Here is an 18,737-nt window from a genome sequence, read left to right as displayed (position 1 = left end):
GTTCAAGTTCTTTCCTTTCATGCTATTTCGAGCTATATTAAAACAGTAAGTAGACTCGAAATAGATAGGGAGTGGGAAGGTTGAAACGAGCATTTGCTTCTAGTTTAGCGCTTCTTTTTTTACTTTCATTTGCCATTCCTGCACAGGCAGACACAAATGAAAAGCGGACATGGCAAGACGAAACCGTCTACTTTATGATGGTTGACCGATTTAACAATTTGGATTCGACAAACGACCAAGGTGTCAATGTCAAAGATCCTCACGCCTATTTCGGAGGGGATTTAAAGGGAATTACAGCTAAACTGGATTATATTCAAAGCATGGGATTTACAGCGATTCGACTGACGCCGATTTTTCAAACGGAGCCAGGGGATTATCAAGGAAAGAAGGTTACGGATTTTTATAAAGTCGATCCGCGTTTTGGAACGCTCAGCGATTTAAAAACATTGGTGAAAGAAGCGCATAAGCGTCATATGAAGGTGATTTTGGATTTTGTGACGAATCATACGTCATCTCGCCATCCGTGGGTAAACGATCCGGCGAAAAAAGATTGGTATCATGAGAAAAGGGAGATTTCAGACTGGAATAATCCGCGGCAAATAGAGACCGGCTGGTTAAATGGGTTGCCAGATCTTGCGCAAGAAAATCCGGAAGTGAAACGTTATTTGATTGATGCTGCTAAATGGTGGATAAAAGAAACGGATATTGATGGTTATTATCTTGATGACGCTGGACATGTGCCTAAATCGTTTTGGCAGGAGTTTTCAAATGAAGTCAAAGCAGTAAAGAAAGACTTTTATCTGCTTGGAGGAATAGACAGCAATGATCCACGTTATATAGCCGATTATGAGAAGGATGGAATCGATGGTTTTCTTGATTATCCTTTTTATAATGAAGCGTCAAAGGTATTGAGCAATGTGAATCAATCGCTTGCGCCGCTTTATCGTGTTTGGAAGAACAATGTCTCTTATTATGATCATCCTTATTTGTTAGGTACGTTTTTGGACAATGACAGAACTGTTCGATTCACAAGGCTTGCTTTAGAAAACAAGCAAAATCCGATAACAAGAATGAAGCTTAGTCTAGCTTATTTATTTTCAGCGCCAGGCGTTCCTATTGTCTATTACGGAACAGAAATTGTGTTAGACGGAGGAAAGGCTCCTGATAATCATCGCCTTATGAATTTCCGCACCGATGATGAAGTGGTGAACTATATAAAAAAATTAGGAGAACTGCGCGGGCAATTACCTTCTTTGCGGCGGGGGGATTTTACTCTCTTGTACGAAAAGAAGGGAATGGCTGTTTTTAAACGAACATATAAGGGAGAAACAGCTGTCATCGCGATAAATAATACAAACAAAACGCAAAAAGTCCATTTAACAAACGCTCAGCTTGCCCCTGGAAAAGAGTTGAGAGGACTGTTATCTGGCGATTTAGTGCGAAGCAGCAAAAACGGGTATAACTTGATTTCGGATAGGGAAACAGCAGAAATTTACGTGCTTGCCAAAAAGACGGGTCTGAATATTCCATTTATCGCTGCGCTCATTGCTGTTTATGTCTTGTTTGGATTGTTTTTATACTATGCGAAAAAGCGTGCCAAACGGTCTAGGTAGGAGGGAGAAAAGATGCTGGAAGATACAAGCTTTGCTATTTTGCCGGATCGCGAGGGAAAGCGGCGTAAACGGAATGTAATCGATATCGGAAACATGCTGGCTTTTTCCTGTAAAGATGAAGTGCTTTTCTTCCGATGTGATGCAGGTGTAGTGAACGTTCAGTTTTATGATCATCCTATCGTCCGCGTCGCTTTTAATCCTTTTGGCGAAACGAGCATGAAAACAAGCCGTGCCGTCGTCATGCAGCCAAAAAAGGTAAAAGTGGATGTGCATGAAACAGAGGAACAGGTAGAGCTGGCTTCACCACAAATGAAAGTGGTAGTGAAAAAACGGCCCTTTCGTGTGCAGATTTATGATCAAGCGGGCCGTTTGCTTGTAGGGGAGGAAGCGAGAGGGATGGCCTTCACTTATGAAGGTGATGTTTACTGTTATAAAGGAATGGATCAGGCCGACCATTTTTATGGGCTCGGTGAAAAAACCGGATTTCTGAATAAGCGCGGTGAAAAATGGACCATGTGGAATACAGATGTGTATGCGCCGCATAATCCGGAAACGGACCCTCTTTATCAGTCTCATCCGTATTTTATGACGTTGCGGAATGGATGGGCACACGGTTTGTTTTTTGACAATACGTATCGGACCATATTTGATTTTCAAACGTTCGAAGATGAATATTGCTTCGCGGCGGAGGGCGGACCGATTGATTATTATGTATTTGCCGGTCCGACTCCGCGCGATGTATTGAAGCAATATACGAATCTGACAGGAAAAATGCCGATTCCTCCTAAATGGGCGCTCGGCTATCATCAATCGCGCTATAGCTATGAAACGGAGCAGGAAGTAAGAGAACTGGTGCAGACGTTTATAGAAAAAGATATTCCGCTTGATGCGGTGTATTTAGATATCCATTATATGGATGGCTATCGTGTGTTTACATTTGATAGAAACCGCTTTCCGAATCCGAAGCAGCTGATTGCCGATTTGAAACAGGAAGGGGTTCGTGTTGTTCCGATTGTAGATCCTGGGGTAAAGGTGGATCCTGAATACGCCATTTATCAAGAAGGAGTAAGGGACGATTATTTTTGCAAATACATGGAGGGAAATCTTTTCATTGGGGAGGTCTGGCCAGGAAAAAGCGCGTTTCCGGATTTCACAAATGAACAAGCGAGAAGCTGGTGGGGCGACAAGCATCGGTTTTATGCTGATTTAGGCATCGAAGGTATTTGGAACGATATGAACGAACCGTCTGTGTTTAATGAAACAAAAACGATGGATATTACTGTGATGCATGATAACGATGGAAATCCGAAAACGCATCGTGAACTTCATAACCTTTACGGATTGATGATGGGAGAAGCGACATACACTGGCATGAAAAAGCTGTTGAACGGAAAGCGTCCGTTCTTGTTAACGCGTGCCGGTTTCTCAGGTATCCAACGCTATGCAGCTGTATGGACGGGAGATAATCGCAGCTTTTGGGAGCATTTGCAAATGTCGTTGCCAATGTGCATGAATTTAGGATTATCAGGCGTAGCGTTTTGCGGAGCGGATGTTGGCGGGTTTGCTCACGATACGAACGGGGAGCTTTTAGCACGTTGGACGCAGGTGGGGGCGTTTACTCCATATTTTCGCAATCATTGTGCGATCGGATTCCGCCGGCAAGAACCGTGGGCGTTTGCTGAAAAGTATGAGCGAATTATCAAACAATATATCCAGATGCGCTACGAATGGTTGCCGTATTTATACACGCTTTTTGCAGAAGCTCATGAGACAGGTGCTCCTGTCATGCGACCTTTGCTTTTTGAGTATCCGGATGATCCTCATACGTATAATCTTTATGATGAATTTTTGCTTGGTGACAATGTGTTGGTTGCTCCGATTATGACGCCTAACACCGCTTATCGAGCCGTATATTTGCCGAGAGGGAAGTGGATCGATTATTGGACAGATACCGTTTGGGAGGGAGGTCAATACCATCTGGTTCATGCGGAATTAGACAAGCTCCCAATTTTTGTGAAGCAAGGCTCAGCCATTGCGCTTGCCAATGCAAGACGTTCTACTGATATGCCGGATGAACAGCGCATCGTGCGCTTATATAAAAAGTGTGATGGAAAAACCGCATATACGATATATGATGATGATGGACAAACGTTTGCTTATGAGAAAGGAATTTATTTCCGTTTGCATTTGGATATAAGGTATGATGAGAATATTGTTCGGATTGACACGAAAACGGAAGGGGAGTACCGGCCAGACTGGAAGCTGTCATTTGCGATTCATGGAGGAACGGCACAGACGACTGTGATCGTCGATGGAAACGAGCAACATGGTAGATGGGATGATAAGCAGAACATCTTATGGATCGACCACAATTGAGGGATGGAGAAGGAGGGATGTGAAATGAACGTCACCATTAAAGATGTTGCAAAACGAGCGAATGTGGCTCCCTCCACTGTTTCAAGAGTCATTGCAGATAGTCCGCGCATTAGTGAAAAAACAAAGAGAAAAGTGCGAGAAGCGATGAAAGAGCTTGGCTATCATCCCAATTTTATTGCCCGGAGCCTGGCGAATCAATCGTCGCAGGTGATTGGAATCGTGATGCCGAGCTCAACTGACCAAGCGCTGCAAAATCCGTTTTTTCCTGAGGTGATTCGCGGAATTAGCAAAGCAGCACATGAGAAAAAATATGCTTTGCAAATGTCGACAGGCGAAAAGGAAAGCGAGATTTATGAAGGTGTGATCGAAATGCTGCAGGGGCGGCGGGTTGACGGTGTTATTTTGCTTTACTCTAGAACGAATGATAAACTGATGAAATATTTGCAGAAGAACCGCTTCCCATTTGTTGTCATTGGAAAGCCTCACCAGATGGCAGAACAAATTACTCATGTCGATAATGATAACTATCGCGCGGCAAAAGAAGCGACTCAATATTTAGTTGAGCTTGGGCATAAGCGAATAGCATTTGTCGGCGGCAATATCAGCTATTTAGTGACAGTCGATCGGCTGCTAGGATATGAAGCGGCGCTTAAAGAAGCCGGGCTGCCGTACCGCCAAGAGTATATTATGCATGAAGAATTTTTAAAAGAAGGCGGACAAGAAGCGATGAAAGAGCTGCTGTCGTTACGTGAACCGCCGACAGCGTTAGTGGTGGCGGATGATTTGATGGCGCTTGGGGTTTTGAATACGTTGGACGAGATGAACGTTCGCGTTCCTGAGGATATATCCATTGTCAGCTTTAATAATACGCTGTTAGCGGAGCTCTCACGTCCTCCATTAACATCAGTCGATATTCATATTTTTCAGCTTGGATATGAAGCAGCGAAAAGTTTGATCGAAAAAATTGCGAATCCAAATGAGCCGGTCAAGCGAATTATTATTCCGCACCAGCTTATGAAACGATTTTCCTGCGATGACGATCAAATGAAATGAAAAAAGTTAGATGGCCGACAAAGTCCATTTCGGCTTTGTCGGCCATCATTGTCAAGCATTCTTTGTTTCCGCACCAGGCTGGCTTGCGCTCGGCCGACAAGGAACGCAGTCAAGCGAAGACGAAAATCGAATAAGAGAGGCTTGCGAGCGGACAAAATTCAGGCGCTTTTTTGCTCATAAGAAGAATGGATGATTCGTATATAAACAAAAAACTTGCAACATATCGTTGCAAGTCTATCAAAGGGAAGAGAGGGGTCACCTTTTGGTTTGTGCAAAAGGCTGACAGCAAACACTGTACGTAATAATCATAATTGGATCATACATGATAAATCAAGTTTACTGTAAATAAAATTAACAATAAATGTTCAATTTCATTACATTTACCCGTTCACGATTTTTCCGCCATTCACATGAATCATTTGCCCTGTTATATAGGAGGCGTCATCGCTGGCGAGAAACACATAGCTTGGCGCTACTTCCTCAGGCTGTCCAGGTCGTTTCATCGGCGTATTCGAACCGAATGCAGCTACTTGCTCGCTGGAAAAGGTTGATGGAATGAGGGGCGTCCAAATCGGTCCGGGGGCGACACCGTTGACGCGAATTCCTTTTTGTACCAAAGATTTAGCTAACGAGCGTGTAAATGTCGCGATCGCTCCTTTTGTTGCCGAATAATCGAGCAGCTGCTCGTTGCCCTCATAAGCTGTAATGGATGAGGTGTTAATAATGGAGCTGCCTTCTTTTAAATAAGGAAGTGCCGCTTTCGCCAAATAAAAGTAGCCAAACACATTCGTGCGAAACGTTTTTTCTAGCTGCTCTGAGGTGATGTGCAGCAGGCTGTCTTGAGGATGTTGTTCAGCTGCGTTATTGACAAGAATATCTAGCTTTCCAAATGCAGCGATGACTTGCTTGACAGCTTCGATACAAAAATGCTCATCTCCCACATCTCCGGCAATCAACAGGCATTGGCGCCCCTCTTCTTCAACCTGCCGCTTGGTTTCTTCTGCATCTTGGTGTTCATTCAAATAAATAATGGCGACATCCGCGCCCTCTTTCGCAAAATAAATGGCAACCGCTCGGCCGATTCCGCTGTCTCCGCCGCTAATTAAGGCGATCTTTCCTTGAAGCTTGCCGCTTCCTCGATAGGCAGGATCCTCGGAGACGGGCTCGGGCTGCATCACGGATTGTAATCCCGGCTGCTGATATTGATGCTGTGGCGGCAAGGTCATTTGCTGCTTTGTGACCATCTTGATCATTCCTCCCTTATACCATCATGTTCAGTCATTGTTTAGTATGGGAGAATCAAGCGAAAATATCACGAAAGCCGTTTATCCATTATTTTACTATATACATACAGCTTGATGGATCAACATTTATCCCGGAAGTGAGGCATCCCTGAAAAAATGATGATAAAAGAAGGACGTGACTGGTGACATTCGATCAGACGAAACAAAAAAGCTGGCATTCGCCAGCTTTTTTACAATACATTAAAGTATTTCGCTTCTGGATGAGCAAAAACGATGGCAGATACAGAGGCTTCGGGTTCCATCATAAATTCCTCCGTTAGATCAATCCCGATCTCTTCCGGATGCAAAAGATGGAACAGTTTTTCTTGGTCTTCTAGGTTTGGGCATGCCGGATAGCCAAAAGAAAAGCGTTGTCCTTGATATTTGGCGGCGAACCGTTCCTCCATTGTGAAATCAGGATCGTCTGGAAATCCCCAACGGTCGCGCATGACTTGATGGATCCGTTCAGCCAGCCCTTCTGCTACTTCAAGCGCCAGTGCTTGAATTGCATGGCTTTTTAAAAATTCGCCGCTTTTTTTCCATTCTTGAGCTAGCTCACGGATGCCTGTTCCAGCGGTCACGGCAAATAATCCTACATAATCAAGCTGCCCGCTTTCCACCGGCTTGATATAATCAGCCAAACAAAGATAAGGTGACTGGCGCTGCCGTGGAAACTCGAATGTTTCGATCATGGTTTTTGCATCTTTCGGCGAGTAAATATAAATACGGTTTCCATCGCTTTGAGCGGGAAAAAATTGATAGACAGCCGCTGGCTTTAACCACTGTTGCTGTTTGGCGGCAGAGAGAAGATCCTCTATCAATTGTTTGAGAAAAACAGCTTTTTCATTTTGTTCCGCTAATAACTTTTTCACTTTTCCTTTCAAGCCAAGGTGATGTCCGAGCAGCATTTGCCAGTTAATATACCGCTCAATGTGAGCGAGCGGGATATCTTTTAGGACATGACGCTCTAGATCTGCCGGAACATATACTGGAACATGGATGGATACATTGGACCGAACAAGGGTAGCCGTTTGCGATGATGACGCTGATACCGTAAAGCTTTGTTCCTTTCGTTTATATTCAACTTCGTTTTGCTGCAGGCGGTTGGCAAGGGAGAGACCGTCCATGGCGTCTTTTGCATAAAGCACGATTCCGTCGTACTCTGGAGCGATTTTATTTTCGGTAAATTTTCGCGATAATGCTGCTCCACCGACAAGAATAGGCAAGGAAATGCCGGCTTGTTTTAAATCTTGAGCGGTTAGCACCATTTGTTGGGCTGATTTGACGAGCAGCCCCGACAAGCCAATAATGTCGGGTTTTTCGGCTTTTATGGCTTCAATCAGCTGCTGGGAAGTGACTTTAATGCCTAGATCCACCACGTGATAGCCGTTGTTGCTCAAAATAATGTCCACTAAATTTTTGCCGATGTCATGCACATCCCCTTTGACGGTAGCAAGCATCACTTTTCCTTTTAGACTGGTTTCGGTTTTTTCCATATAAGGCTCCAAAAAGGCGACCGCTGCTTTCATCACCTCAGCACTTTGCAGGACTTCAGCGACAATGAGCTGGTTGTCATTGAACAGCCGGCCTACTTCATCCATACCGGTCATAAGCGGACCATTGATAATATCGAGAGGGTTGTTATATGTTTGCAAGGCCAACTCTAAATCCTCAAGCAATCCCTCTTTTGTTCCTTCGACGACATAGGAGGCGAGCCGTTCCTCGAGCGATAAATGAGTATTCGTTTTTTTCGTTTCTTTCGTTTTGCCCCGGTAAAACTGAATAAAGGTGTTTAAAGTTTCATCATTCGTATGAAAGAGGAGCGCCTCAGCCAATTGCACTTCCTCCGCTGGAATGGAAGCAAAGCGCTCAAGCTTTTCCGTATTAACAATCGCGTAATCAAGGCCGGCTTGCGTACAATGATATAAGAAAACAGAATTTAAAATTTCCCTGCCAACTGGCGGCAATCCGAATGAGACATTGCTGATACCGAGTATGGTTGGACAATGTGGCAGCTGTTCTTTAATGAGTCGGATGCCCTCAATCGTTTCTTTCGCGGCGCCAATATATTGTTCGTCGCCGGTGCCGACTGGAAAAACGAGCGGATCAAAAATAATGTCATGTGGCGGTATGCCGTATTTATTGACAAGCAAATCGTAAGAACGCAAAGCGATTTCAAGCTTTTGTTCAGCGGCAATGGCCATTCCTTGTTCATCAATCGTGCCAACAACAACGGCCGCTCCATAGCGATGAATGAAAGGAACAATTTTTTCGAAACGCTCCTCTCCGTCTTCGAGGTTAATGGAATTAATAATCGCTTTTCCTTGCGAATAGGAAAGGGCGCACTCAATCACTTTTTCATCCGTTGAATCAATCACGAGCGGCACCTTTACCTTTCGAACGACTTGCTGGATAAATTGCTCCATATCTTCCTTTTCGTCGCGATCCGGATCTGCAAGGCAGATATCGATGACATGAGCGCCGTTTTTAACTTGCGTTCGAGCAATTTCTGCTGCTTCTTCATATTTTCCTTCCGCAATCAAACGTTTAAATTTACGAGAGCCGATGACGTTTGTTCGTTCGCCGACAAAAAGCGGGCGCATCGTTTCATCGTAAATAAGTGGCTCGATTCCTGAGACAGCATGAACGGAGAATGAGGTTGGAATCGTGCGCGGAGCGACATCGCGAACCGCTTCAGCGATAGCGCGAATATGAGACGGCGTTGTGCCACAGCAGCCGCCGACGATATTGAGCCAGCCTTTCTCAGCAAAGCGGCGGATTTTTTTGGCTAACATATCCGGTGTTTCGTGATAATGCCCTTCTTCATCCGGGAGCCCGGCGTTTGGATAACAGCTGACGGCTGTATCGGCTAGTTGAGAAAGAGAACGCAAGTGATCAGTCATAAACTCCGGCCCAGTTGCACAGTTGAGCCCAATGGCAAATGGCTTCATATGGCGGACGGAAATAAAAAACGATTCAATCGTTTGTCCCGCCAGCGTCGTTCCCATCGGTTCAATCGTCCCAGATATCATAAGCGGAACGATTTTTCCTATCTTTTGAAATGCTTGTGAAATGCCGATAAAACCCGCTTTTACGTTAAGTGTATCTTGACACGTTTCTAAAAGCAGAAGATCGACGCCGCCGATTAATAGGCCACGCGCTTGCTCTTCATAGGCGGCTACAAGTTGGGCAAATGTTGTCCCCCCGGTAACAGAAAGGGTTTTCGTTGTTGGACCCATCGAACCGGCGACAAACCGCGGCCAGCTTGAAGTGGAATGGAGTTCAGCCGCCCGCTTAGCCAGCTTGGCTGCTTCTATATTTAATTCAAGCGCCATATGGCCGAGCCCATATTCGTCTAACACCATGCTGGTAGCACCGAACGTATTGGTTTCAATGATATCGGCTCCCGCTTCAAGATAGGCTTCGTGAATCTGTGCAATGACGTGAGGGGAGGTCACCGATAAATATTCATTGCATCCTTCGTATGATTCGCCGCCAAAATCAGCAGCTGTAAGCTCGGCGCTTTGAATCATCGTTCCCATTGCTCCATCCATTACTAAAATTTTCTTTTTCAGCTGATTATACAGTTGGCTAGCCATGATGAAGTACCTTCCTTTCTGAAATCGAACGTTCTTTTTCTTGAATATAGCGGACGAGCTCGACTGTCATTTCATAGCGCAAAAACGGCGTAATTAAATAAATGCCGCGAAATAAATCAAAAGCCGCATCGATGAGCGATTTGGCGATGGCAATTCCTTCTCTCGACGATTGAATCGGATCATGGGCGCAAGCCGCCATTCGGGAACGAATATCGTCCGATAACGTGATTCCCGGTACTTCGTGATGCAGAAAGTCGGCGTTACGTGCGCTTGTAAGCGGCATAATGCCGATATAAATCGGCGCTTCAAGATGTTTCGTTGCCTCGTATACCTCTTCGATTTTTTGTTCGGAATAGAGCGGCTGCGAAATAAAGTAGTGGGCGCCGCACTGAATCTTTTTCTCAAGCCGCTGCACCGCTTTATCTAAATAACGGACATTCGGATTGAAGGCCGCAGCGATAGAGAAGTTGGTTTTTTGCCCAAGCGGCTGACCGGAGTAGGAAATCCCTTCATTAAATTGGCGAATCAGCTGAATTAAATCAAATGATGATAAATCATACACAGATGTTGCGCCAGGAAATTCGCCGATTTTGGATGGATCTCCGGTGACAGCAAGTACATCCGTAATGCCAAGTGTATGCAATCCCATTAAATGAGATTGCAGACCAATCAGATTGCGGTCGCGGCATGTAATGTGGATCAGCGGACGGATGCCTAGCTGTTGCTTAATAAGGGTTCCGAGCGCGACATTGCTGATGCGCGGAGTAGCTAAAGAATTATCAGCCAGTGTTAGGGCATCAATATTCGTTTCTTTGAGCGCTTTCGCTCCTTCCAAAAATTTCCCGATGCTCAGCTTTTTCGGCGGATCTAATTCAACAAGGACCGACCGACGTTTTTTTACGATATCTTCTAAAGGCGGTTCAGATTTTGGCTCTGTTGATGGAATCGAGATGGTTGCTTGCTGCTGTTTCACTTGTTTCGTTTGAATGGGCGTGCGATCAATCAAGGCTTGTGCCATCGCCGCAATATGTTTAGGAGTCGTTCCGCAGCAGCCGCCGATCAGGCGGACGCCTTGTTCGCGAAAGGAGAGAGCCGTTTCCTTAAAATATTCGGCGTTCGTTTCATAAACAAGGCGGCCGTCGCGATAATCCGGAAGGCTAGCATTCGGATAAGCGGAAAGGAATGCGGTGCTGGGAAGCGGCACGGCTTCAAGAGAACGAATCATATGATACGGACCAAGATGGCAGTTTAATCCAACTACATCGGCCCCCAATTGTTCCAATTGGGAAAGCGCATCGCTGAGCGGAGTCCCGTCTTGCAGCACGCCAACACCGTGAAGGGTCACATGGGTGATAATCGGTAATGTTGTTTCTTTTCGGGCGATGGCGAGCACCGTTTGAAGCTCCTCTAAGTCGTAATAGGTTTCAAGCAGAATTCCATCTACTTCTTCGTGCAAAAGCACGTACAACTGCTCCCGAAACGTCCGTTTCACTTCTTCAAGAGTGATGGCGCTTTTCTTGAATGTGCGAAGACCGCCGATGGTTCCAAGAACATAGGCACGGCCTGAGGCCGCTTGTTTCGCTAGTTTTACAGCTGCGCGGTTGATTTCTTTTACATCGTCCTCCAATCCATAGCGTGCTAGCTTCATATAGTTTGCGCCATATGTATTGGTTTGAATGACTTCTGCGCCAGCGTCAAGATAAGCTTCATGAATATGGATAATATCTTCTGGTTTGGAGAGATTCAATTCTTCAAAACATCGGTCAATTCCATGGGAGTATAATAAAGTTCCCATCGCCCCATCGGCGATGATGATTCGTTTCTGCAATTCTTCTAAAAATCCCATGCGTATCACTCCTTCGTCTTCTTAAAAAATAAAAAAAGCCTTCTAAAAATAAGAAGAAGACTTTGGGTTGCTCCTTCTTATCTTCCAAGCATCAAGCCTGTCTGGAATTAGCACCTTGACATACAGTCAGGTTGCTGAGAGTTCACAGGGCCAGTCCCTCCCTCTCTCTTGATAAGAAAAATGAGTATGCAATTTTCAATCAATACGTTATTTATAATTTAAATAATTTTTAGAAAATATTCAACTGCAAATTTTGATTATTTTTTAGATGGAACGGATCAGCGCTCAAAAGGCGACGATCAGGCAAAGTTTGTGGAATTACGCCAGGAAATCTATAGTTCGCATTTTGGTTATAAAAACAGCCTAATTCGGAGGAATTAGGCTGTTAAGACGAAGCGCACAAACCCCTATCGATAGTTGACAAATTGTACATCAATCGGCAAATCAGCTTCACGGATCGCTGTGATCACTTTTTGCAGATCATCTTTGCTTTTGCCGCTGACGCGGATTTGATCTTCTTGAACTTGGCTTTTTACTTTTAAGCCTGTGTTTTTAATAATCGTATTAATTTTTTTCGCATGATCTTTGTCAATTCCTTGAACAAGGCTGGCACGTTGACGGACCGTTCCTCCTGAGGCTGGTTCTATTTTTCCGTATTGAATATTTTTGATAGAGACCCCGCGCTTAATCAGTTTGCCGATTAATACATCTTTCAATTGCTCAAGTTTGAATTCATCGTCGGAAACGAGGATCAGTTCGTCTTTTTCTAAGGAAATGTCACTTTTGCTTCCCTTGAAATCGTAGCGGTTTTGAATCTCCTTCATGGCGATATGAATGGCGTTAGTAACTTCAGATAAATCTACTTTGGATACGATATCAAATGAGCTTTCTTTCGACATATATTACCTCCAGTAAAATTTGGTCATTTCGTTCTTATTATAGTAAAATGTAGCATGATAAACAATAAAAAGGAAGATGCATCCATGAAACAACTTATACCAGGAGAAATAAGAACATTAACCGTAAAGCGGGAGGTTCCGTTTGGCTGGTTTTTAGCGAGCGGTCAGGAAGAAGTGTTGCTTCATCAAGCGGAGATAGACCGTCCACTTGCAATCGGAGAAGAGGTCCATGTCTTTTTATATCACGACCATCAAGGACGGTTGAGCGCTACAATGAAATCACCCAAAATAACAAAGGATACATATCATTGGGTGGAGGTGGTTGATGTTGTTCCAAAGCTCGGTGTTTTTGTTGACATTGGCATATCAAAAGATGTGCTTGTGTCTAGCGATGATTTGCCTCCTCTTTTGTCACTATGGCCGCAGCGAGGGGATCAGTTATATTGTTCGTTAAAGACAGATCGGAAAGGGCGCTTGTTGGCTAACTTGGCGGATGAGGAAACAATCCGGCAGCTTGCTACGAAAGCTTCGGAGTCCGTCTTTAATCAAAATGTGCGCGGTCGCATATATCGTGTGATCAAAGCTGGAGCGTCTATGATCTCAGATGTGGGTTATATCGGTTTTATCCACGAATCTCAACGCAGGAGAGAACCGCGTCTTGGCGAAGTGGTCGAAGGGCGTGTCATCGCTGTCAAAGAAGACGGTACAATGAATGTGTCGCTGCTGCCGCGCAAGCACGAAAGCATCGACGAAGATGCAGGAATGATTTATCGTTACCTTGAAAGCAGAGGAGGGGCCATGCCCTATCATGATAAAAGCAATGCAGAGGATATTCAAGCGCGCTTTCAAATGAGTAAAGCCGCGTTTAAAAGAGCATTGGGACGGCTTATGAAAGAAGATCGGATTTATCAAGAAAATGGCTGGACTTATATCAAGCATAAGGAAGAATAGAAGCGGGGGTACAATACTCCGCTTTTTTTGTGCAGGGCTAAAAAGATCTCCTATATCGCCGATAAAAATAGTGGATAGATTACAGCATAAGGGGATAAATCGATGAAGCAACTACGTCTTATCATTGTTATGATGGTGGTCGTGTGCCTTTTTTCAGGATGTTCAGCGCAGGAAACGGCCACAACAAAAGAAAGAGTAAAAGTCGGTATTATGTTGTCTGACGTCGGACTTGGAGATCAATCGTTTAGTGATTCTGCTTTCAATGGATTGATGAAAGCGCGCAACGAGCTTGGCATTGTGTTCGATTATCGCGAATTGCAGGATACGAAAACGTATGAGCAAGGGCTAAAAGAATTGGTCGAAGAGGGAAATGATATCGTCATCGGCCTCGGATTCATGGTGCAAGAGGATTTGGAAAAAGTAGCGAAGCAATATCCAAAGCAGCCTTTTATTCTAGTGGATGCTGTGTCCAATTTGAAAAACGTGACTTCGATTACGTTTAAGGAAGATGAGGGAAGCTTTTTAGCCGGAGTGGTCGCGGCGTTAGCGACCAAAACGAATCAGGTTGGCTTTATTGGCGGAGACGATGTACCGCTTATCCACAAATTTGCCGACGGCTTTGAAAAAGGGGTTCATGCTTTAAAGCCTTCAGCTTCTGTGAGCGTGGTGTATGCCGGGGATTTTGGAAATGATCAGCTTGGCGCCAAGCTTGCGGGAGAAATGTTTAAAGGCGGCTGCGACGTCGTATATACGGCCGCTGGATTTACGGGCGTGGGAGCGTTAAAGGAAGCGGAGGCGCAAGGAAAGTATGCCATTGGCGTTGACAGCGACCAATATTTTTATGCGGAAAAGGCGGTTGTCACATCAATGGTGAAAAATGTGGATGTGGCGCTGTTTACGATTTTACAGCAATATGTGCAAAAAGGCGAAATGCCACAAGGGACGGTTCAACTGGGCCTTAAGGAAAATGGCGTCGGACTTGCGCCGATTCGCGTGATGGCATGGAGCGAGCCGCAACAAAAATTGATCGAACAATGGAAGCAAAAAATTGAAAATGGTGAAGTAACAACGAAGGAATAGAAAAGGGGATAGCGATGACGGTTCGGAAAAAGCTATGGCTTCATGCCACGATTTCGATTTTGCTTTCGATCGGCATGATGGGATTTATTATTGTCAATATGCTGTCGATTCAAGCGACCAACAAAGATATTGTGCCCGTGCTTTTGACTGTTCAGGAGCTAGAAGCGAGCATGAAATCAACGAAGCAAAGCTTAAATAACTTTGCCTACAATATGACAGAAGGAAATAAGCAGGGGGCCATTGAACAAGTTCAGCAAACAGAGCAGCTCATTCGTAAGCTGAAGAAGATGTTAAAGCAAAACCATTTTCGAGCTTTATTGGAAAAAGCAACGGCCAAATTTTCCAATGTACATGAGCAATCCATTGAAGCTTTGAACACTCTTGATGCGTCTGAGGCCAGACGGCAAGCGATGCGAATCGAAGGGGCTATGAATGATATATATGGTTTAAAGTTGGCTGCAAATGATTTTTATGAACAATTACAGCAAGAGATGCAAGCACAAATCCGCTTTGTGGTGTGGACGGCAATCATTGGAAGTATGGTGCTTCTCGGATTGGCTGGCGCAAGCAGTTTACGGCTCACACGTTCTATTACTAAACCTCTTGAGCATCTAGCGGCCAACGCGAAAGAAATAGCGAGCGGCCATTTGCTTGTTGAGCCTGTTTCCTATAAACATCATGATGAAATCGGCGAGCTCAACACTTCATTCAGCCAAATGGTCCATGAGCTGCAGCGGCTGCTACATTCTGTAGATTCCGCAAGCCGGCGTGTTGAAACATTTGCTAAAGAGATTGAACAAGAAAATAAAATGCTCACAGAAATTAACCAACAGGTTGCTTTATCTACGAATGAGCTATCAGCCGGCGCTCAAAGTATTTCCGAAGAACTGCAGCAAGCGGTATTGCTTGTCGAAAAAATGGACGATACGTTTGCACAAACCGCTGAACGGACGAAACAAACGGCTCAGTACAGCGAAGTCGCAGTAGAAGCGATTCGCAACGGACAAAAGGCGATTGGGGAACAAATGAAATTGATCCGCGATAATGCTGAAGCGACAGCGCTGATCGAGAGGGAAACACAAGAGTTTATTAGCCACGCAGCGGATATTGAACAAATGGCAAAAGCTGTATCGGAAATGGCGGAGCAAACGAACTTGCTTGCGTTAAATGCGGCCATTGAAGCAGCCCGTGCAGGAGAAGCGGGAAGAGGATTTGCGGTCGTGGCAGAAGAAGTGCGCAAGCTTGCCGAGCAGTCTGCGCAAGCAACGAAGCAAATTTTCGCCACTGTTTCTCACATTAAACAAGGGGTCGCTTCTGTTTCATCTGCGGTTACGCAAGGAGTGAAAATTGCTGAACAGCAATCTCGGTCAACGGAAGCAACAGCAGAAGCTTTTCGTGAAATTGAAAGCAAGGTGATTGGGATATCGGCTGATATTCAGGAGCTCGTAGCAGATGTGGCTGCCTCTAAAAAATTGGGAGAGAGCGTGCTGCAAAATGTGGAAAGCATTAGCGCGGTTGTTGAGCAATCGGCGGCCGGCAGCGAGGAAATTGCTGCTTCGATGTCTGAACAGCTCGTCGCTTTTGAAAAAATGGTGGAAAAAGTGGCGATGCTGCGTCAATTGACGGATGAATTGCATACAGTGATGACAAAGTTCCGCATGGAGTAAATTTATCATCAAACAAAAGTTCTCCACGTTTTTTTAGGTGGAGAACTTTTGTATTAAGGCCGGAAGGTTGTCTCTAGTACATTGAAGAAACCTATTATACAAAATTATTAACGTTGTTATTTCTTCCAAACTTATAGGCCGAGATGAGGAAAAAGATCAGCGCGAATGCGAGAATAATGAGCAGGTTCAAATATAAGCTTCCAAAGGAATGACCTTGCTGTAATTTTAACAACGCATCCAGCGTCCAGCGTTGCGGCAGAAAATTAGCTATTTTTTGTACGAAAGTAGGCATAATATCCGCTGGCCAAAAACATCCTGAAAGCATGCAGGAAGGAACAACGATCAAGTTTTGCATCGCTCCTGCTGAAGCAGAGCTGTTTGCAAAAGCGACCGTTATAAAAGCGATACCGATGGCTACTAGTGAAAATAACATCAGAACAACGGCCATTTGCCAAAAAGCAATATTCGTTTTTATGTGAAATACTCGATCCATTATCACTAATGTAAGGATAATCTGGCCGGTCATCACAATCATGTTGACGATGATATTCGATAATACGTATCTTTTTCCATTAATAGGAGCGGATAATAATCGGAAGTATGTTCGATTCTCTTTTTCTTTCACGATCATTTCCGCTAAATTGCCTGCTGAAAAAAGCATAATCATCAGCAAATATCCGATGGTCTGATAGGTCATGCCGATATTTTTCGATGTATCTTTCAACGAATGGACCGATGTCCGAAACGGCGATTGCTGGTAGCGTTCGTACATTTGCAAAAATGTGCGTTCATCCCCGTTAGCTATTTTTCCGAGCGCACTAATATTATTGATGTAGTGATATAGGTAGGATTTGATGAAACCGGTAATTTCCGAGCCATGAATCGAAACAATTTGCAGATGGTCGGGTCGTCCTTGCTGGACACTTTTAGAAAAGCCTGGATGAAAAACAAGCACGCAATCGAGCTTGCCGGATGTGATTTGATCGTCTATTTCTGATTCCTTAATGTTCGTTACCGAAAGATGTTCTAACCCTTTGATAAAATGGATCGTATCATTCGTAATATAATGAGGGTCGTTATTGACAATGCCGATGTGTACATTTTTTTCGTTAGAACCGCTGTAGACAAGCAGGGATATGATAATGCCGATGAGCGGCGTGCCAAAATACAATAGAATATTTTTTTTATTACTAAACGTCTTTTTTAATGTATGTCTCACCAACCACATCACATCTTGCATATTATAATCCCTCCTGTCTTGTGAACGCCGTCCCAGCGATCAGCAAAAACAACGCTGCTAATCCGACATTTAGCAGCATGGCGAAAGAACCGGCTGATACATCGTTTAAATAAATAATTTTTGTAAGAGCTGTATTGACCCATGTGAGAGGGGAGAGGTTCGTTATGAATTTTTCCATTGGGCCTGTAGCTTCTATTTTGAAATACGCTCCGCCCAAGAAAGACGCTAGCTGTATAACAACCATAAGAATCGTTCTGGCCGCTCCTTCTGTTCTTGAGATATAGCTGATCCCAAGACCCAAGCTAATCGCAAATAATACTTCTGTAAATACGACAAGATATACTAGAGCAAGATGATGTCCCCAATAGGCTTTAAAGACGAATTTACTAAACGTAATGACAATGGCGACACAAAGAAAATTCACAACCATGTTTCCGAATATTTTTCCAATAAAAATTTCAAATTTATGGACTGGTGCTGCCAATAATCGATCTGCCGTTTTGCGCGTTCTTTCTCCCCGAATTAAATAACTTGCTGGCAAGGCTCCATAAAGGGCGATCATTGTTGTCATAGCAATCGCATAGTAGTCCATCGCGCCTGGCTGTCTTTTCGAATGCAGAGACGTTTCTTTTATATAATCATTTTGTACTTTGTTGTTCATTAACAGCTGTACTTGCTCGGGTTTTACTTTTGCGACGGCTGTGGCGATGTTATATTGATCGGCAAATGCGGCAGTCATTCCTTGAATAATGCTCCCTTTGATCGAGTTTGTATCGTTCACATATAGCTGGATTTGTTCATTGGTGATTGTCATATATCCATCATAATAGCCTTGCTGTACCTCTTTTTTTGCATCAAGCTGGCCAGAGATTCGTTTAAAATGAAGAGCGGATTTTTTGGCTTCCTTCATAAACTGACGAACATAGCCTGAAAATTCTCCGGATGTTTGATCTTTATATAATACATGGATCTCGCCAACAGAAGTGGAAGTATTAAAGGTATTAGATAAAGCCGTTCCTAGTATGAGCATTAATACAATCGGGAATGCCAGCATAAAAACAAGTGTTCGGCTATCGCGAAAATCGCTTTTTATTTCTTTGAACGCAATACGAATGATATTCAAAAAACAT

The 18,737-nt window shown here is 44.2% G+C and carries 13 protein-coding genes and 1 riboswitch; of the genes, 7 read left to right on the top strand and 6 right to left on the bottom strand.

Features of this window, described 5'->3' with window-relative positions:
• Positions 1-80: 80 nt before the first annotated feature.
• The 4 genes from GGQ95_RS08955 to GGQ95_RS08940 are packed head-to-tail and all read left to right on the top strand — an operon-like array spanning position 81 to position 5,176.
• Positions 81-1,613: an alpha-amylase family glycosyl hydrolase gene (locus GGQ95_RS08955; protein ID WP_183186641.1), complete on the top strand. Its 1,533-nt coding sequence runs from the start codon at positions 81-83 to the stop codon at positions 1,611-1,613.
• Between the two features lie 12 nt (positions 1,614-1,625).
• On the top strand, positions 1,626-3,989 hold the full coding sequence (locus GGQ95_RS08950; protein WP_183186640.1) for a glycoside hydrolase family 31 protein: 2,364 nt from the start codon (positions 1,626-1,628) through the stop codon (positions 3,987-3,989).
• A gap of 24 nt (positions 3,990-4,013) precedes the next feature.
• A complete protein-coding gene (locus tag GGQ95_RS08945; RefSeq protein WP_080860572.1) occupies positions 4,014-5,042 on the top strand; it encodes a LacI family DNA-binding transcriptional regulator in 1,029 nt (342 codons plus the stop codon).
• Positions 5,039-5,176, top strand: a complete 138-nt coding sequence (locus tag GGQ95_RS08940) for a hypothetical protein (protein ID WP_183186639.1) — start codon at positions 5,039-5,041, stop codon at positions 5,174-5,176. Before GGQ95_RS08945 ends, GGQ95_RS08940 begins: the two co-directional genes overlap by 4 nt.
• A 246-nt stretch (positions 5,177-5,422) precedes the next feature.
• Here GGQ95_RS08940 and GGQ95_RS08935 read toward each other — a convergent pair whose 3' ends face one another.
• From GGQ95_RS08935 to GGQ95_RS08920, 4 genes are all read right to left on the bottom strand, one after another.
• Positions 5,423-6,286: an SDR family oxidoreductase gene (locus tag GGQ95_RS08935; protein ID WP_044745694.1), complete on the bottom strand. Its 864-nt coding sequence runs from the start codon at positions 6,284-6,286 to the stop codon at positions 5,423-5,425.
• Between the two features lie 230 nt (positions 6,287-6,516).
• The gene (gene metH, locus GGQ95_RS08930) at positions 6,517-9,924 is read right to left on the bottom strand and encodes a methionine synthase (RefSeq protein ID WP_183186638.1); all 3,408 of its coding nucleotides are present in this window, start codon (positions 9,922-9,924) and stop codon (positions 6,517-6,519) included.
• Positions 9,917-11,770 carry a bifunctional homocysteine S-methyltransferase/methylenetetrahydrofolate reductase gene (locus tag GGQ95_RS08925; protein WP_183186637.1) on the bottom strand — a complete coding sequence of 618 codons (1,854 nt, stop codon included), beginning with the start codon at positions 11,768-11,770 and terminating at the stop codon, positions 9,917-9,919. Before GGQ95_RS08925 ends, metH begins: the two co-directional genes overlap by 8 nt.
• Before the next feature lie 74 nt (positions 11,771-11,844).
• Positions 11,845-11,948: riboswitch (SAM riboswitch) on the bottom strand.
• A gap of 229 nt (positions 11,949-12,177) precedes the next feature.
• Positions 12,178-12,669 carry a YajQ family cyclic di-GMP-binding protein gene (locus GGQ95_RS08920; RefSeq protein WP_066148227.1) on the bottom strand — a complete coding sequence of 164 codons (492 nt, stop codon included), beginning with the start codon at positions 12,667-12,669 and terminating at the stop codon, positions 12,178-12,180.
• Positions 12,670-12,753: 84 nt separating this feature from the next.
• Here GGQ95_RS08920 and GGQ95_RS08915 point away from each other — a divergent pair, with 84 nt between their 5' ends.
• The 3 genes from GGQ95_RS08915 (at position 12,754) to GGQ95_RS08905 (ending at position 16,367) form a co-directional block, all read left to right on the top strand.
• Positions 12,754-13,620, top strand: coding sequence for a CvfB family protein (locus tag GGQ95_RS08915; protein WP_156450514.1), 867 nt, complete (start codon positions 12,754-12,756; stop codon positions 13,618-13,620).
• A gap of 102 nt (positions 13,621-13,722) precedes the next feature.
• On the top strand, positions 13,723-14,700 hold the full coding sequence (locus GGQ95_RS08910) for a BMP family lipoprotein (protein ID WP_044745698.1): 978 nt from the start codon (positions 13,723-13,725) through the stop codon (positions 14,698-14,700).
• A 14-nt stretch (positions 14,701-14,714) separates the two neighbouring features.
• The gene (locus GGQ95_RS08905; protein ID WP_183186636.1) at positions 14,715-16,367 is read left to right on the top strand and encodes a methyl-accepting chemotaxis protein; all 1,653 of its coding nucleotides are present in this window, start codon (positions 14,715-14,717) and stop codon (positions 16,365-16,367) included.
• A gap of 94 nt (positions 16,368-16,461) precedes the next feature.
• Here GGQ95_RS08905 and GGQ95_RS08900 read toward each other — a convergent pair whose 3' ends face one another.
• Entirely contained in the window at positions 16,462-17,607 is a 1,146-nt protein-coding gene (locus GGQ95_RS08900) for an ABC transporter permease (RefSeq protein ID WP_183186635.1), read from the bottom strand.
• Position 17,608: 1 nt separating this feature from the next.
• Positions 17,609-18,730, bottom strand: coding sequence for an ABC transporter permease (locus GGQ95_RS08895; RefSeq protein WP_183186634.1), 1,122 nt, complete (start codon positions 18,728-18,730; stop codon positions 17,609-17,611).
• Between the last annotated feature and the right edge of the window lie 7 nt (positions 18,731-18,737).

Source organism: Anoxybacteroides rupiense (assembly GCF_014196195.1).
GTDB classification, from domain to species: domain Bacteria; phylum Bacillota; class Bacilli; order Bacillales; family Anoxybacillaceae; genus Anoxybacteroides; species Anoxybacteroides rupiense.
Note: the sequence above shows the minus strand (reverse complement) of the source record. Positions and strands in the feature narration are given on the sequence as shown.